11 protein-coding genes are annotated in these 16,228 nt (G+C 66.3%); 7 read left to right on the plus strand and 4 right to left on the minus strand.

Translation table 11 applies throughout. The annotated features are described in order from the left end of the window. Positions 1–49 precede the first annotated feature (49 nt). Positions 50–1,327 carry an adenylate/guanylate cyclase domain-containing protein gene (locus ACFPJ1_RS25325; protein WP_380107580.1) on the plus strand — a complete coding sequence of 426 codons (1,278 nt, stop codon included), beginning with the start codon at positions 50–52 and terminating at the stop codon, positions 1,325–1,327. Between the two features lie 143 nt (positions 1,328–1,470). Here the strand turns inward: ACFPJ1_RS25325 and ACFPJ1_RS25330 are convergent, their stop codons facing one another. Both ACFPJ1_RS25330 and ACFPJ1_RS25335 read right to left on the minus strand, forming a co-directional pair. Then, a complete protein-coding gene (locus ACFPJ1_RS25330; RefSeq protein ID WP_380107582.1) occupies positions 1,471–2,604 on the minus strand; it encodes a hypothetical protein in 1,134 nt (377 codons plus the stop codon). A 161-nt stretch (positions 2,605–2,765) separates the two neighbouring features. After that, positions 2,766–3,029, minus strand: a complete 264-nt coding sequence (locus ACFPJ1_RS25335; RefSeq protein WP_380107584.1) for an FAD-binding oxidoreductase — start codon at positions 3,027–3,029, stop codon at positions 2,766–2,768. A gap of 395 nt (positions 3,030–3,424) precedes the next feature. Between ACFPJ1_RS25335 and ACFPJ1_RS25340 the strand changes: the two genes are divergently transcribed. After that, positions 3,425–4,501, plus strand: a complete 1,077-nt coding sequence (locus tag ACFPJ1_RS25340) for a right-handed parallel beta-helix repeat-containing protein (RefSeq protein ID WP_380107585.1) — start codon at positions 3,425–3,427, stop codon at positions 4,499–4,501. A 366-nt stretch (positions 4,502–4,867) separates the two neighbouring features. Here the strand turns inward: ACFPJ1_RS25340 and ACFPJ1_RS25345 are convergent, their stop codons facing one another. Continuing rightward, entirely contained in the window at positions 4,868–5,272 is a 405-nt protein-coding gene (locus tag ACFPJ1_RS25345; RefSeq protein ID WP_380107586.1) for a DUF3592 domain-containing protein, read from the minus strand. 1,234 nt (positions 5,273–6,506) lie between these two features. Between ACFPJ1_RS25345 and ACFPJ1_RS25350 the strand changes: the two genes are divergently transcribed. From ACFPJ1_RS25350 to ACFPJ1_RS25360, 3 genes are all read left to right on the plus strand, one after another. After that, positions 6,507–6,731 (plus strand): hypothetical protein, encoded by a 225-nt coding sequence (locus ACFPJ1_RS25350; RefSeq protein ID WP_380107589.1) that lies wholly within the window; start codon positions 6,507–6,509, stop codon positions 6,729–6,731. 1,019 nt (positions 6,732–7,750) lie between these two features. Then, positions 7,751–10,741, plus strand: a complete 2,991-nt coding sequence (locus ACFPJ1_RS25355) for a helix-turn-helix transcriptional regulator (protein ID WP_380107591.1) — start codon at positions 7,751–7,753, stop codon at positions 10,739–10,741. Positions 10,742–11,021: 280 nt separating this feature from the next. Next, a complete protein-coding gene (locus ACFPJ1_RS25360) occupies positions 11,022–11,471 on the plus strand; it encodes a hypothetical protein (protein WP_380107593.1) in 450 nt (149 codons plus the stop codon). Between the two features lie 57 nt (positions 11,472–11,528). On the opposite strand, the gene ACFPJ1_RS25365 is transcribed toward ACFPJ1_RS25360, so the two are convergent. After that, complete coding sequence (locus ACFPJ1_RS25365; RefSeq protein WP_380107595.1) at positions 11,529–11,837, minus strand: CD225/dispanin family protein; 309 nt, start codon at positions 11,835–11,837, stop codon at positions 11,529–11,531. 232 nt (positions 11,838–12,069) lie between these two features. On the opposite strand from ACFPJ1_RS25365, the gene ACFPJ1_RS25370 reads away from it, so the two are divergent. Together ACFPJ1_RS25370 and ACFPJ1_RS25375 are read left to right on the plus strand one after the other, a co-directional pair. Then, positions 12,070–12,618: a GIY-YIG nuclease family protein gene (locus ACFPJ1_RS25370; protein ID WP_380107596.1), complete on the plus strand. Its 549-nt coding sequence runs from the start codon at positions 12,070–12,072 to the stop codon at positions 12,616–12,618. Positions 12,619–12,894: 276 nt separating this feature from the next. Then, positions 12,895–15,867, plus strand: coding sequence for a helix-turn-helix transcriptional regulator (locus ACFPJ1_RS25375; RefSeq protein ID WP_380107597.1), 2,973 nt, complete (start codon positions 12,895–12,897; stop codon positions 15,865–15,867). The last annotated feature ends 361 nt before the right edge of the window (positions 15,868–16,228 follow it).

Raw genomic sequence — 16,228 nt, forward strand, 5'->3', positions numbered from 1 at the left:
GGCCTGTTCGGAGGACGTAGCCAGGGGATTGCGCGCATACGATCCTCAGGTGACCGGGTCCTGGCTCCAGGCTGGCGTCCACGGGCGTGGCCCGGGGCGGGCTATCGTGCGCGGGTTGGAGCGGCTGGCCGATCTCGGCGCTCGGCCGGAGAACACCCACGACGAGCGGCTCCGACAGGGCACGCTCATCTTCTCGTCGCTGCTGATCACGGCGATCTCCACGATCTGGGTGACCACGTACCTCGCCTACGGCGAGCCGGTCTCGGCGGCGATCCCAGGCTTCTACCAGGTGATCACCGTCATCGGGCTGGCCGTCCTGGCCCGGACGCGGCATTTCGCCACGTTCCGCAACACGCAGCTGCTGGCGTTCCTGGTGCTGCCGGCTTTGCTGCAGGTCTCGCTCGGCGGCTTCGTGGCCTCGAGCGCGATGATCCTCTGGGCGGTCTTCGTGCCACTGGCGGCGCTCGCGTTGCTCGGTATCCGGCGCTCCGTGCCGTGGCTGGTGGCGTTCTTCGTCGAGTTGGCCGCGCTCGCCCTGGTCGATTCCCGACTCGCACAATCCCCGTCGGCGCTGCCACCCGGCTTCGTGGTCACGTTCTTGGTACTGAACATCGCGGGCGTCATGGTGTGCGCGTACGTGATGCTCAGCTACTTCGTGGAGCAGCGGGAACGAGCCCATCGGGACCTCCGGGCCGAGCGGGAGCGTTCGGAGCGGCTCCTGCTCAACGTGCTGCCGGAGCCGATCGCCGAGCGCCTCAAGACAGAGCCAGGGGTGATCGCGGAACACTACGACGCGGTGAGCGTGCTCTTCGCCGACATCGTCGGCTTCACGGCGCGATCGGCGGTGATGGCGGCGGCGGACGTCGTGAAGCTGCTGGACCAGGTGTTTTCCGCGTTCGACCGGATCGCCGACACCGAGGGGGTCGAGAAGATCAAGACGATCGGCGACGCGTACATGCTGGTCGGCGGCCTACCGAAGCCGCGGCCGGACCACCTCGCAGCGGTCGCCCGTACCGCGCTCGCGCTGCGCGACGAGGTTGCCCGGATCGCAGCCCAGCCCGGGCAGGGCTGGCTCGCGGTCCGGATAGGAATCGACTCGGGACCGGTGGTGGCCGGCGTGATCGGCCGGCGCAAGTTCATCTACGACCTCTGGGGCGACACAGTGAACACTGCGAGCCGGATGGAGTCCCACGGCCCACCCGGCGAGATCCAGGTCACGGGACGGGTGGCCGCCGCCCTCGGCCCGGAGTTCGCCGTACGTCCGCGCGGCACCATCGAGGTCAAGGGAAAGGGCCCGATGCAGACCTTCCTCCTTGACCGGCCCTAGCGCCCGCATGCGGCACAGCATTCCTCGTGCGGGGGGAGCTAAAGCTGTGCACTGGCATCCGCTCAGCAGCGGACGGGTGGGCCGGGACGGTGGTGGTGCGTCGTGCAAGGGTCGACGTCGACGACCACCTGAGTGCAGGCCATTCACCGGAGGGCGGCGAGGCTCTGGGTCAGTTCCTGCTCGGTCGGCACGCGGTTGTAGGAGGCAACGATTGTGCTGTCAGCGCCAACGAAGGCAAAACTCGCCAGCGCGAAGAGGCTGTTCACAGTCGGGGTGTCTTCGTGGGCGACGGGGAGTGTGAGGCCGGGGACAGCCAGTGGGTACCCGGGCTTTCCCAGGCTCCCCTCCTGGACTGCGAGCACTCGCGGCTTCGTGCCGTTGCCACTCAGGATCTGCAGTTTTAGCAACGCTTCCCGGAGGCCGGGGAACGCATCACCGCTCTCGTCAAAGGCCAGGTCCGACGGAAAGAACGCGAGTACGAACGGTTGGCCGGCAAGATCCTTCAGTCCGATCCGACCGCCTTTGACCAACTCCAGTGTGAAGTCGGGTGCTTGCTTGGACTTCCCGGATGCCGGGTGCTCGGCCGCGACGACTGTCGACCGCGCGCCGGGCGGTGGTTCGGTCGAAAACGTCGTCGCGGTGATCGCGGGGTTGAGCACCAGTTTCTCTGCCACCATGAGTGGATGCTGCAGAAGGATGCCGGTGGCCTGATCGAACCAGACCTCACTCGTGGCGGGGGTACCCGGCTCGGGGCTCGGCTCCACACACCGATATCCGGCCGCGGTCCGGCCGATGATGGTCTTCGTGGTCTTGAGATCGGTACATCCTGAGGGCTGTGCTGTTGACCAGATGAAGTCGGCCCAGGACATCACACGCTGAACCTCGTCCGGGTGCTCACCCGGAGCCTCGTAGACGGTGTACGGCGGCTCGTGCGACTCAGAGAACACCAAAACGCGATTGCCATCCCAGGTTGTGAGGTACTCCTCGCCGACAACCGTGGCCTCCGGATCCCCGTAGATCGAAATCTTGAGCCGAACCTTGCTGCCGCCGTCGGTGATCAGGTGGTAGCGCGTCACCTGTGGCCCGCCCTCGTCGGTGTCGAACTTCTGCAGGTACTGGACCTCGATCGGCTGCGGCCCGCGAACCGTCGCATTGGCTGTCGCCCCACTCGTCGGGAATCGAGTAGTCGGCGTGCCGGCTCCGGGATCGGACCCGCAGCCGACCAGGAGCATCACCGAGACCGCTGTCCACCACACGCAGACCTGACGACTTGCCATCTGACTGTCCCCACACCGCGGCGACCGGCCGTCCCCACACCCTCGATGACCGAGGCCCACCGTGTCCCCAGACCGGTCAACTTAACCGTGGCAGCCCAGCCTCAGCTGGTCAAGGGAATCGCAGCCGGCCGTTGATGACGAACACCGAACGACTGACGCGCCTAAATGAAACGCTTATTAGGTTGGTTCCCCAGCAGGATTCGAACCGGCATCAGCGGGTGCGCACTCATCGGACGATGCCAGCGGGTGCCATCGGCGAGGATCACCTCGAGCAATCGCAGATTGTCGGCAGTCGTACTCCAGGTGACCGAGTGTGCACCGCAAGCATTGTTGGCGATCATGCCGCCGAGCGTGGCGCGGCTTGACGTGCCTGGACGCGTCGAGCTGGGTGACTGCCTGCCGGTGCAGCGCCAGCACAGAGTCACTCACATCCATTGCGCATCGACCGCATCGGGGCTGGAATCCCTTCAGGGCTTGACTTTGCGCCCTCCCTGCGTAGTGTCCCCGGTGGGGCGGGTAGCTGTTGCGCGGTGTTGGGGGTCGGACTGCTCGGCTGCACACTGCAGCCTTTCTACGCGTAGGCCGTGCCCGCCCTTCCGCCCGGCCTCGATGGCCGGGTGATGGCGGGGGTCGCCACCTGTTCGCAAAGCGGCTATCCGTCTGCGGTCACCGGGCTCGGGCCTGGTCGGCCACCATGCCCATCGAGGCACAGGGAGGGACCATGCGCTTTCAGCCTTGGTCTAAAGCTTCAGCAGGAACAGGTCGCAGCTCGCGCGGTAGCGTCCGAGCGGGACGAGCAGGCTGGCGCCTGGTCGTCACGTTGGTCGCCATCCTCGGGCTGATCGTCGCGAGCGCGGGGACGGCGTCAGCCACCGGGAAGCACCACTCGCGCACCTGGGTGGTGAAACCGGGCCACTCGATCCAGAAGGTGGTCGACAAGGCTCGCTCAGGCGACACCATCAAGTTGAAGAAGGGCGTGTACTACGACGCGGTGTGCGTCGTCGGCAAGGGACTCACGATCATCGGTGCCGGCCAGGGCCGTACGGTCGTCAAACCACCCAAGAAGTTCACGAAGACCGCCTGCTGGGAGACACCGGACGAGGTCTCGGGCTTCGCCTTCGCGGGTCCGGACCGGAAGTCCAGGGTCAGCAACCTCACCACGGACGGCCACCCGGGCATCGGCGTGTTGGCGTTCGAAGCCAAGCGCGGGTTCGAGGTGTCGCATCACACCGGGCTGAGGCACGGTGAGTACGGCGCGGCAGCCTTCGAGTCCACCGGCATCGTCTTCACCCACAACACCGAGCTCGGCAACGGCGGCGAGGCGGGCCTGTATGTCGGCGACACCGACAACGCGAAGGCGTACGTGGCGCACAACCTGCTGAAGGGCTGGGCGTTCGGCATGTTCATGCGCGACTCACGGCATGGCCTGGTGACCCACAACGTGATGCGGGCCAACTGCATCGGTGCCCTGGTTCTCGACACCGGACCGAATGGCACCACTCCGGAGGGGGTCAACCGTCCGGGCGGCGCATGGTCCCTGGTCGGCAACCTGCTCACCGACAACGACCGGTTCTGCCCGGCCGAGCCGCCCGAGGTACCCGCCCTGTCCGGCAACGGCGTCGTCGTGCTCGGTGCCGACCACGTGCTGGTGAAGGCCAACAAGATCATCGGCAACAACGCGTCCAAGCCCGGTGACATCCCGTCAGCGGGTGTCGCGGTCCTCAACGGTGCGCTGGCCGGCTCGGATGCTCCGGAGAACGTCGCGGTCGTGCGCAACTTCTTCAAGAAGAACGACCTGGACATCCTCTGGGACGGGTCTGGCAAGAACATCGTGTTCCGTGGCAACTTCTGCAAGACCAGCAACCCGGCCTCGATCTGCATGCCCTCGCACCACTGATCGGGCGCACGCTGAGTAAAGGCGACACTGGTCCCACGCCCACCCGGACGTGGGACCAGTACGCCACCGCTTCAGCTCATCGCGATGCCGACGTACTTCGTGCGTCATACGACTGCTCGACCGCATCGCTGCGGACTCCGCCGTGAACGTTGAGGGCTGGCCGGCGGACGTGAACCCTGTTGACCAACTGGAGGCCTTCGGCTCTCCAGCGTCAGTTGGGCGTTTGCGGTGCGGTCGTGGTTCGTTGCTACGACTCGGTTCCTCACGTCGCCCGTTGAATCCCGACCCGTAAGTCGTCCCAGATCGCCGTCCTGCTGTGTGGCTTGCCCAGCTACGGTTGACGGTTACGTGTCAAGGGTGTTGACCTCAGTCGCCGGTGGATTCCCTCTGTTTGGTGGCGGGCTGGCGTTCGAACGAGTAAGCCACACCGAGGGCCACGACGAGTGCTGCGCTCCCGAAGTAGATGAGTGTCCACCAGGAGTTGTGACCCCAGTCGGCACCCTGCACCAAGGTCGGGTCATCGGGGTCATACTCGATCTGGATCTGGTCACCGACTTTGGGGTTCTCGACTACTCGCCACGTTTCTCCCACAACGGTCCGGCCAGAGTGAGTGACGAACTTGACTACAAAGGTTGTGTTGGCGCGGGGCGCCGACGACCGCCGCTCGAGCACTGTGCCGGTGGCCACTTCGGAGCGGTCTGCCAGGGTCTGCGCCTCGTCGAGCTCGATCACACCGAAAGCGATGAGCAAGATGCCGGCCACGATGCACATGACGAGCTCGCGTCCTGGCCTGAATCGACGAGGAGAACGGGGGAGAGGCTGGGATGCCCGGTGCTTCACCGAGACATCATGCGCTCGCCGAGGTCAAGTTCGATCGTCCGCCGTCCGGTGGTGTCCGCCGCGGTCCACGTCGCGCTCGGTGTTGCTCTCGCAGAGGCCCTCGGACGGTCCGGATTCTGATGAACCGCAAGTACGTGCGCCTCGTTGCGAACTCGGGGCAGCATCGTCATCGACGGCCGATTGAGCGTGGCGTCGGGCCAATGAGGGGGCCTCAAAGTCGTTGCTGGTTGGTCCCGTTGCTGCACTTCGTGCTCCAGCAGCAGCGAGGATTAAGTTCGACCTGTCGCTGTCCGGAGTGATCCGCACGGGTTCATTTCGCCCTGCTCCTCTGCGAGCGCGACTCGTCCGAACCGGACCGAACGCGGCCGAACTGCAACCAGAACTGCAAGCACACAGGTCCCGGCCGCCGAGCCGGCCTGCTTAGCACCGGTCAGAGTGGATGCCTTGAATGCCGACAACGTGCAGATCGAACGGGATCTGTTCCTCCAAAAGCCCACTGCAACCGGTGTCGGCAAGGCCGGGACATTGCGGTTGGCCGGCGCTCGCGTCGGCGGCCAACTGGACGCGTCTGGAGCGACGCTATCCCCATGAATCTGGGGCCGCCATGACCGGGACAGACTTGCAGGTCGGGCAGGACCTGCTCTTGCGGAACGTCAATGCGGCCGGCACCGGCGAGCGGCACTCAAATGCCAACGTTCGATTCAATCTGATTGCTGCTGTCGCGCGCGTGCATATAGCGAAGGTTGTGCCGACCGCTGGGCCGCAGAGCATCAACCCTCGGCGATCTGATTGTTTGCCGCCCTCTGGGGCCCGCTTCCGCTGACGAGGTTTCTGGCGGAGCGATACGAAGTCGCGCTGATGACAGCCCCATCGAGCGTCGCAAATGCTGGTCGACGCAGGTCGTGCGAAGTCACCTCGCCGCGTGCGAGCTCGGCCTGGAGTCCGACCGACATCGTCGGTCGCGGTCACTCAGCATGGAATCCCACCTGACGTGACGAGGTAAGTTGCGTTCGGCAACTCGTCGGCCAGTAGGTCAAGGGCCGCCACCATCACTGGTGTGCCATTGCATGTCAGTGCGGGAAGGCTAAAAAGGACTCGAAACTCGCCGGAGTCGTTCGTTTGCACCGTGACCGGCTCTTCGTCGTCGGCCCCGGTGCTGATGTAGATGGTGGCATTGGACCTGAACCGCTTGCCGCTGACGATCACGCGCGCGCCGGCCGGTCCAGAGGGTACGGATAGCGTTATCGAACTGCTGGCCGGTGTGGGAATTACCACAGGCGGTGGTTTGGGAACGGTCGCCGGCGGTGGTCCCGTACTTGTTGCTCGTGGTGGTCTCGAAGTTGTTGCGGGTGGCGCTGGATCCGTGACGGTCGCCGAGGCGATCGACTGAGGCGAACCTCCTTCGGAGGGTCCATCGGCTACTTTGATCACCAACGGTATGACGACAGCAATGATCGCGAAAATGCCCGTGATCCAGGCAGCCTTGACGACGTTGTCGCTTGCCATGACGCCCCCGATGCCGACTACCGAACCCCCTCTGACCAACACTGAACCGCTAGTGCTGTCAGCACAAGTGGCAGGCGCCTTCGCAGAGACCAACGTGGAATCTCGTGGCGCGATGCGAATGCGACTTTGGTGGTTGGCCTGCGCACGACGGCCGAGCGGCTGATCGGTGATGTCGAGCCAGCGGAGGCCAACGTGGCCGCTCGCGCCCAGCTTGGGTCATTTGGTGGCCACAAAGGTTGTGATCCGCGACCGCGGCGAGGCTGACGATGACCTCATAGCCGCTGATATCGGCGACGTTGCCGCCGGCGCCGTGGAATCACGCTCATGAGCGCGCTAGACGTCGAGGTGTTGAACTTGAAGTCGGCTTCGGCGAGGTAGATCTAGCCGTTGGTTGACCGTCGCCTTGGTCCGCGGGTTGCGCCGCTCGTAGATCTCGTTGAGGAGTCGGAATCGTGCTTCCTCCGACTACTTTCTCTGCCGGGGATCGGTCGGGCTGGTCAGGACCAAGGCGTCGACGTGGCCGAGGCTTGGGGCAGTTGTCATGTACGTCGGCCGGGATGGCTGGACGAAGGCGAGGCGCGGCCGACAGCGAGCCGCGACGGAGGAGCGGCGGGCCGGGGGTGGGAGGGAGCGCCGACGGGGGAGGGGCGTGGGCGTAGTACTGCTGGTAGGCCCCGTCGGACTCGAACCGACAACCCGCAGATCAATAAGGCTGCGCGATGGCATGCACTCTGCCATCTTCAGTCGTCAAGGGTGTCTCCGTAGGCCCCTCCGGAGACCTCGGCCCGCACAATTTAACTCCAGTTCGCGTCACGAACCGTGCCACGCCAGTGCGCGGATTGCGTTCGCGGTGGAGGGGTGCCACGGATTGACGGCGCGCCCGGCTGCTGTTGACGTTGTGCTGTGGAGCAGTCTGCCCCGTTTGTCGGCCGGGCCGTCGAATTGGCGCGCTTGGGTACGGCCCTGTCCGAGGGCGGGAGGATGATCCTGGTCACCGGCGAGGCTGGCATCGGTAAGACCCGACTGATCGGTGAAGCCTTCAGGCGCGCTAGCGAGGCTCGCGTCGTGTTGCTGACAGGCGGCTGCCTGCCGTTGACCGAGACGTTGCCGTTGCTCCCGCTCGCCGACGCCCTGCGGGAGTTCGTCCGGGCTCCGGACAGTCGACTGCTCGATGGGGTTCTGGCCGTTGTCCCTCCGTACGTCCTTGCGGAGGTTGGGCGGCTGGTGCCTCGGCTTGGCAAGCCGGCACAGGTGCACGCCGCTTCAGGGGCGGAGTGGCAGCGTGAGCGGCTGTTCACGGCAGTGGGCGAGCTGTTGGAGGAGATCGCCCGACGCGTGGCGGTGACGTTGCTCGTCGAGGATGTGCACTGGGCAGATGACGCGACGCTGGACTGCCTTACCTACCTTGCACACGCCGCGCACCGACCGACGTACGTGGTGACGTGCCGGAGCGACGAGGGGTCGCTCGACCCGCCCGTCACCGCGTGGATGAACCACGTACGCCGCCAACCAAACATCGAGGAGGTTAGGCTCGCTCCCCTGTCGGGTGAGGAAGTGGAGCAGCAGGCCGCGGCGATTCTCGGCGCTCCGGCACCGCCCATGCTGGTCCGTGAGCTGCAGGCGCGGGGAGAGGGAAATCCGTTCTTTGTTGAGCAGCTCATGGCTGCAGCGGTTGGCGGATCTCAGGGCGATGAGCTTCGGCTACCGAGCGAGGTCCCGGCCGGTCTGGCAGAGTTGCTGGTGGCCCGGACGAGGCGTGTCGGCGCCGACGCTCGGCGGGTGTTGGAGGCGCTCGCCGTCGTTGGACGGCCTGTGACCGAGGCACTCATTGTGCAGATCACGGCTATAGCCGGAGGCGCTGTTCGTGCGGCGCTGAAGGAGCTGGCCGCCAGCCGGTTGCTGGTCGACCGTACGTCGGACGGCGAGTATCGTCCGCGGCACGCCCTGCTGGCTGAGGCCGTGGTGGCCGAGCTTCTCCCCGGCGAGCGCTCCGAGCTGCACAGCCGGGCCGCTGAGGCCTTGGACGGACTCGCGGACACCAGGCTGGCCGCGGAGGTCGCGGGTCACTGGGCCGCCGCGGGTCGCCCGACGGAGGAGCTTCGAGCCAGGCTCCGCGCCGCCGACGCGGCCGAGCGCATGTTCGCCTACGACGAGGCCGCGACACACAGGCTCCGGGCGATCGAGCTGTGCAGGGAGGTACCCGAGCAGGCACGTCCGCTCGGCCTTGAGGTGCCCGGCCTATACGTCCAGGCCGTCGATGCGCTGGAGGCGAGTGGCGACGGCATTCGCGCCGGCGAGGTGGCCGAGGAGGCGTACCGGCTCTTCGCTGACCACCCGGATCGCGCGGTAGCCGCGGTCATCCACCACCGCGCAGGGTTCCATCGGTCCATCGATTCGGCGGAGGCCGGACTCGAATTGGTCGAGGAGGCACTGCGCCTCTTCGACGGTGCTCCACCGTCGACCGACCACGCCGCGGCGCTGGTCCTGCACTCCAATCTGCTCAGGAGCGCAGGCCGTCAGGTCCGCGGCCGCAGCAGCCTGCTTCGAGCCATGGAGGTCGCTGAGGCAGCGGGTTCGCCGGTCTTGCCTCGACTTTTCGCCATGATGGCGCACGATCACTTCGTTCAGGCCCAGCTCAAGCAAGGCTTCGCCCTTCTCGAACGGGCATGGCGGTTGGTGGATACCAACACCGACCCCGAGTCGGTTCAGTGGTTGGCTCTGGTCGAGAGCGATGTTCTGCTCAAGACCCAGAACCTTGAGGAGGCAAGCAGAGTGGCGCTACGCCACCTCGACGCCCTTCGACGCGGCGGCCGGGCGGCAAGCTTTGGCGGCGTTGCGCTGGCCTCGAACGCGGCCGAGGCATTGTTGGGGTTGGGCCGGATTGTCGACGCCGCCGCTGTGCTGGATCCACAAACGCCGGGCCCTGCGATGCGAGATCGGTGGCTACTGGATCTTGAGCGGGCGCGCCTGGACCTGCTCCGCGGGGAGACCGAAGCGGCAAAGCAGCGGATGCAGCAGATTCAAGCACTGCCAGTCGGCGGAAATGTCGAGTTCAACCGGGAAATTGCGCAGTACGCCGCAGAGATCGACCTGTGGCGATCGCGGCCCGCCGATGCAGTTAGCGAGGTCGAAGCAGCACTCGAGGATCTCGACGGCACCACTGACGTGCAGACGTGCGGGTCGCTGCTTGTGCTCGGCATGCGGGCATGCGCGGACCTCGCCGCCCACGCCCGTGCAGGCCGTGACGACGGTGGCGTGCAGTTCGCGTTAGCGGCCGCAGAGCACATCAACGGTTGGCGCGAGCGGCAGACCGCCGATCCGCTTCGGGACAGCGCGTACATCGTCGCTGGCGCCGCCGCCCGCGCAACGTGGTACGCCGAACGTACGCGCCTGACAAATCGGAGCCAACCGGACCTATGGAATCTGTCGGCCAAACATTGGGAAGCACTGTCCCGACCGCATCACGCCGCCTACGCGTGGTGGCGCCAGGCCGAGGCGCAACTCCTCGCCGGACAGCAGCCGGATGTCGCCGCTGCCGCATTGCGGTCAGCCGCGGCCGCTGCCGCCGGGCACGCGCCGCTGATCGCCGAGATCCGTGCGCTCGCACGGCGCGCCCGCATCAGCCTCGACACACCGTCCAGTGCCACGATGGCCGCGCCCCCAACGCCGGACTGGGGAGCGTTGTATGGGCTGACCGACCGTGAACTGCTCGTCCTGCGGCTGGTCGCGAGCGGACGCACCAACTCGGAGATCGGCGCCCAGCTGTTCATCAGCCCGAAGACCGCGAGCGTCCACGTCACGCACATCCTCCGCAAGCTTGGGGTGACCAACCGGGTCCAGGCGGCCACCGTGGCCGAACGAGCCGGCCTCATCGACGAAACGGACCCGGCCTAGCTCAGCGCTCGGCGGAGATGTACCGGCGAGGGAACCACTCATCCCGATCGACTGAGTCGTCGTCGGCTGCCGTCGTCAACGTCCGGGTCGATCCACCTGGTTCGTCGGATCAGACGCCGCTCCATGCAGGAGCCGTTCGGCCTTCAGATGAGGAACCCGCTGAGACGGTCGTCTCGGCCGCGATCTGCCATCGCCCCTTCGCCAGCCAGTAAGGCTGCACCAGCCGCAAATTGAGGCAATGCCGGACGACGGGAGCGTCTGAGCGCCAGAACCTTCCGGTATGGACACCTACCCGCAAGAGCCGGCCACCTCCGTGGCCCGGCGCATCCGCATCGCCGCTGCGCTGACGGTCGCCGTCGTTATCGTCGGTCCCCAGACCGCCACAGTCGCACGGGCGATCGCCAACCTGCCGGAAAGTGCCGTGGCCGTAGTCTGGGGTCGCGCGCATGGCGGAACCTGCAACGTCCAAGGCGACCTGACCGTCGGCTGCGAGTCGATGCACGGCGGCTACGCCAACGCCGGCACGACGGTGGGTAACGTCTGGCTGTATGGCGACCTGGACGGCACCGACAGGCAGCGCCACGAGTCGAGGCACTCGGACGAGTGGGCCACGTTCGGCACCGCCTTCGCCGTGGTTTACGGCGTCGAGTCCGCGCGGACCAGAGGTGACTTCCACCGGAACGTGTTCGAGCAGTGGGCCGGCCTGCACGACGGCGGCTACCTGCCCTGACCTCGCAAAGAGAATCGGGTCTGTCGCTTCGGACCCGGTTCTTTCGTGTTGGGTGTTTCAGTGGACGTCGGAGTAGCCGGCCGCGCCGACCACGATGATCAGCAGGAAGCCGACCGTCACCGCGGCGCTGGCGCAGCACAGCCACTTCGCCATCCGCGACTGGCGCCGGGCGCCCTCGATGTCGCCGAGCGCCAGCCGGGTGCGGACGTTGCCGGCGTACACGACTGCGGCGACCCCCAGCGGCGCGAAGCACACCAGCGTGCACACCACGGCTGTGACCAGGTGGCTCCGGACGGGGCTTGGCTCTGGCCCGCGGGTGGGCGAGCGAGAAGTGGCGACGGTCTCCGATTCGACTACGTACGACATGCTTCGACTGTCCAAGCGATCGCTCGGCTTGACATCCGGCAAACCCTCAAATTCAGGGCTGGGCTCCCTTACGAGGCTGGCGCCGCCCTCAATGCTGCCGACGCGCCCCCGCGGCATCTCGGAACCGGCTAACCTCGAAGAGCCGCTTTGACTCCATTTCGCACCACGTTTGATCCCACGGCGGCGATGTACTGCAAGGGTCCGCCGCACCCGGCAGTTCGGCTACTTGCCGGTGCCACTCCTGCTGGCCTCCGATCCGCGGATCGCCCATGCCTCATCCGTACGGCAACATGATGGTGTGCCACCATCCGACTACGCTGACGAGCTCGCCGCATTGCTTGAGCCGGCTGCCGTACTGACCCGCGCCGAGGTCCTTACGCGGCCCTGCCCGGTGCCTGCGGTGTCCGGCGTGTATGCCTGGTACTTCGACCAAACCCCGCCGCGCGTCCCGGTGCAACGGTGCCATCACGCCGCCGCTGGCGCCTTGCTGTACGTCGGGATCTCGCCGAAGGCACAACTGGGCATTCAGCTGCGCCGCGTTGGTTCTGGGCAACGGATGACCTTCGGCCACGACGAGGCGATCCTGTCCGACTGGATGGCTCGCCATGCACGCGTGTGCTGGGTCGCCACCCCAACGCCCTGGCTACTGGAAAGCCAACTCATCCGCGACCTGCTACTCCCGCTGAACCTCGACCAGAACAAGCACAGCGGCTTCCATGCCGAACTCACCGTCGCCCGTGCCAATCAACGCGCCCTGGCACGAGAATTACCCATCAGCTAGCTGTACCGACCACGGACGTTGGTGACGCTGTTCGGCACGTCGGCGACACTTGTCGAGGACGGCGAGGATGTAGAGGCGGCCTTCGCGCCAGTCGTCGTGTTGCTCGCTGAGCATGTCGCCAACCACGAGTGAGGGCACTACGGTCGGGAAGATGCCGACCACGGCGCGGCGCGACCAAGCCGTGCCTGCGTACAAGTGCGGACATGACCGCGGCCCCCGCAGTAGCGTCGTTTCGCTCTGCAGACATCCCGGCTCTCTGGGTTCAGACTGGGCCTTGTGGGAGGGGCAACGGTCGGGCGCGTCTCCAGCATCGCGGGTCGGAGTGAGGAGCTGGGCTTACTCCGCGCGGTGATCGGGGCGGCGGCGAAGGGGCGTCCGTGTGCGGTGTTCGTGCACGGGGAGGCAGGCGTGGGCAAGACCCGTCTGGTGACAGAGGTGTGCCGCGAAGCCGCCGCGAAGAGCTCAGCGATCCTGTGGGGTAGCTGTGTGCGCTTCGGCGCGGTGGACGCGCCATACGTTGCTCTCGTTGGCGCGTTCGAGGGCTGGGTCGAATCGGCCAACCCCGCAGAGCTATCCGAGGTCCTTGCTGCGGTACCCGGCGCCGGGGATCTGGTGTCTTCATCGGGTAGGCGGCTGACGTCGAGCGCAGTCCGGCTGTTGTCGACTCTGGACGGTCTGGTGCACGCGATCGCGGAGCGCCGTCCGGTAGTCCTGGTTGTGGACGATGTCCAGTGGGCCGATCCAGCAACCCGTGATGCGATCGCCTACCTGGTTGCCGGGTTCCGGAGTCAGCGTCTGGCGATTCTGGTGACGTACCGCGACGAGGAGCTCGCTGCCGGGCATCCGCTGCATGGCTGGCTGGCCGACCTAACCAGGATGGTCTCTGTCTCGTCGCTGCGGCTGGCGAGATTGAGTGCTGACGAGACTGAAGAGCAATTGTCGTCGTTGCTGGGTGGATGGCCTCAGCCGCGACTGGTTGCCGAGGTGGTGCGCCGTTCGGACGGGAATCCCTACCTGAGTGAGCTGCTGGTGCAAGGCGTCAGCCTCACCGACGACGACCTGCCTGCCGATCTGCCTGCCGAGCTGACCGGTGCGCTGCTCGGAGCCTGGCACCGGCTATCGGCGCCCGCGCGCGAAGTGACGCGGTCGCTTGCGGTCGGTGGACGACCGGCGGCCGTCGACGATCTGACAGCAGTCGCGGCGGCGGGCGGCATCGGAGCCGGGGCGGTGACGGCGGCGCTTATCGAGGCGACAGACGCCGGGATCTGCGCGGCGCCGGGTCCCGAGTTGTGCTGGTTCCGGCATCCGCTGCTGACTGAAGTGCTGTGCTCGACATTCGTGCCCGGCGAGGCGGTGCGGATCCATGCCGCGTGGGCGAAGGCTCTGGAGTCGCGTTCCGCGTCCGGCATTGACGAGATGCGCCGGCAGGGTGACCTGGCACTGCACTACGAGCGGGCGCATGATCTCGGCGCCTCGCTGGAAGCGTCCCTGCGCGCGGCCGATCTGGCTCATGAGCTGAAAGCCCTACGTGAGGCGGCTGTCCATCTCGGTCATGCGGCGCGGCTATGGCCGGTCGTCCGCCGTGGCACTGCTCAGAACGTCGATCAAGAGGTGTGCCTGCTCGAGCGAGTCGCACATGCACACCTCTTGGCCGGCGACGACGAGTCCATCTACGACGCATGGAGTCGCGCACAAGAGCTGGTCGACGAGGAAACCGACCCGCTGCGTGCGAGCCGGATCCTGAGGGAGCGCGCGTTCAGTGCCCTAAGGACGGGTCGTGCGACGGGAGAGCCGATCCCTGAGGTCGAGCGCGCCATCGAACTGATTCGCCGGTTCCCCGACAGTGAGGAGTACGCCGAGGCGCTAGCTGACCTCAGTGAGTCTCACACGTGGAACAACGCACCCGATAGCGCCCGCCGTTATGCGGAAGAAGCCGTGCAGGCGGCGCATCGGTCCGGGTCCAACCGAGCACTGAGCCACGCATACAGGGCGCGTGCCACCGCGTACCTCCGCGAGGAACGAGCAGACCGCGATTCACTCGAGAGCCTGCAGTTTGCGAGGCTGGCCAGTGATCAACCCCGACTCGCCGGAGCGCGCCTGATCAGAGTGAACTATCTGGTCCAACGAGGTCGCGTCGCAGAGTCGACCGCGATCTTGGCAGACGGGTTCCGCGAGGCCCTCGATGCCGGAGCGCTCAGGGTGGCCACCGGCACCCTCTGCAGCGCTATGGCCCAAGACCTCCTGACCCTCGGACAATTGGAGGCGGGCGCCCGTGTCATTCGCCAAGGGCTGGCGTTGGGCAGCTGGTCGGCCAGCGCGGCCAGGACGCGGCTGGTGGCAGCGTTGCTGGCCACCCGCCAAGGCGAGCTGGACGTGGCCCGTCTGCACGTGCGTCGGGCGAAGGAGCTCGTCCCGGGCCTTGAAGAGAGTCCAGAGCTGATGGCACCGCCCATCCTGGCCGAATACCTGCTAGCCGAGGGAGAGCCCGAGCAGGCCCTCGAGCTGCTGTCGCGCACGATGACAGTCCAGTCCGTCGATCCCCGCATCGCGGACGAGATGCTGATGTGGAGTGCTCGCTCAGCCGCCGAACTCGCCGAGAAGGCGCACGACCGACGCGACGGCGAAGGTGTTTCGAGGGCTCGGAGACTCCTCGAGGACATCGAGAATCAGCGTCGGAGGCTACGGCCCGAACCGTTCGACGTCATCACACCAGCCGATCGCGTTCAGCCGGCAGTTCAGGCCGTCTTCGCTGCGGAGTCCACTCGATGCATGTCACTGTCGGTCACGTCTAGCCAGTGGAAGGAAGCGGCGGTCCGGTGTGCTGCGGCGTCTATGCGCTGGGAAGAGACGGTCGCCTTGAAGCGGTGCGCGCACGCCTTACTCGACGAGCGAGCGAACCGGGCAGACGTCGCCGTACCGCTGCGATCGGCATATGCCTGCGCTGTCGAGATGGCCGCACAGCCTTTGCGACGCCAACTCGAGAGCCTGGCTGCACTCGCTAAGATTCCGCTCGATGAGCCGGCGTCCACACCGATCGATCCACTCCCCGAGGCCTTCCGATCCCTGACCAAGCGGGAGCAGCAGGTTCTCGACTATCTGGTCGCCGGGCGAACGTACCCCGAGATCGCCGACGCCCTGTTCATTAGTCAGAAGACAGTCAGCACCCACGTGTCCAACCTGCTTCGCAAAACCGGCACCTCGTCGCGCCAGGAGGTATCCGCGCTCGCAGTCCGCCTGACTCGACCATGAACGCGTGACGGAGCCTCCACCACACAGAACAGATGCAGTTCACGATTGAGCTCCCCAAAATGAGGATGGGACGCGCACGCTCCAAAGCCACGACTTCGAGAATCGCGCCGCGCCCCGTGCATATCGACGACCTGCGGATTAAGGCTATGCGTCGGCGTGTCATCTGCCCCCTTCAGGCGTCACTGGTAGCGCCGACGACCTCACCAATCACGCTGCCCAGGACTGGTTCACTCGGGTTCGCATCACAAACCGTGTCACGCAAGCTGCGCTCGTGGTCGGGACTCACCACTTGGGGAACTCCGGGTCACGCGTCCATTCAGCGCGCCGCGGTCAGGTGTCGCATGGCCTCCGATGTCCAGTT

Source organism: Kribbella qitaiheensis (genome assembly GCF_042657745.1).
Lineage (GTDB): Bacteria > Actinomycetota > Actinomycetes > Propionibacteriales > Kribbellaceae > Kribbella > Kribbella qitaiheensis.

Bases quoted from the DNA above. Each gene is read 5' to 3' on its own strand.
- ACFPJ1_RS25330 (WP_380107582.1), bottom strand. From the start codon at position 2,604: ATGGCAAGTCGTCAGGTCTGCGTGTGGTGGACAGCGGTCTCGGTGATG.
- ACFPJ1_RS25345 (WP_380107586.1), bottom strand. From the start codon at position 5,272: ATGTGCATCGTGGCCGGCATCTTGCTCATCGCTTTCGGTGTGATCGAG.
- ACFPJ1_RS25350 (WP_380107589.1), top strand. From the start codon at position 6,507: ATGGTGGCATTGGACCTGAACCGCTTGCCGCTGACGATCACGCGCGCG.
- ACFPJ1_RS25360 (WP_380107593.1), top strand. From the start codon at position 11,022: ATGGACACCTACCCGCAAGAGCCGGCCACCTCCGTGGCCCGGCGCATC.
- ACFPJ1_RS25365 (WP_380107595.1), bottom strand. From the start codon at position 11,837: ATGTCGTACGTAGTCGAATCGGAGACCGTCGCCACTTCTCGCTCGCCC.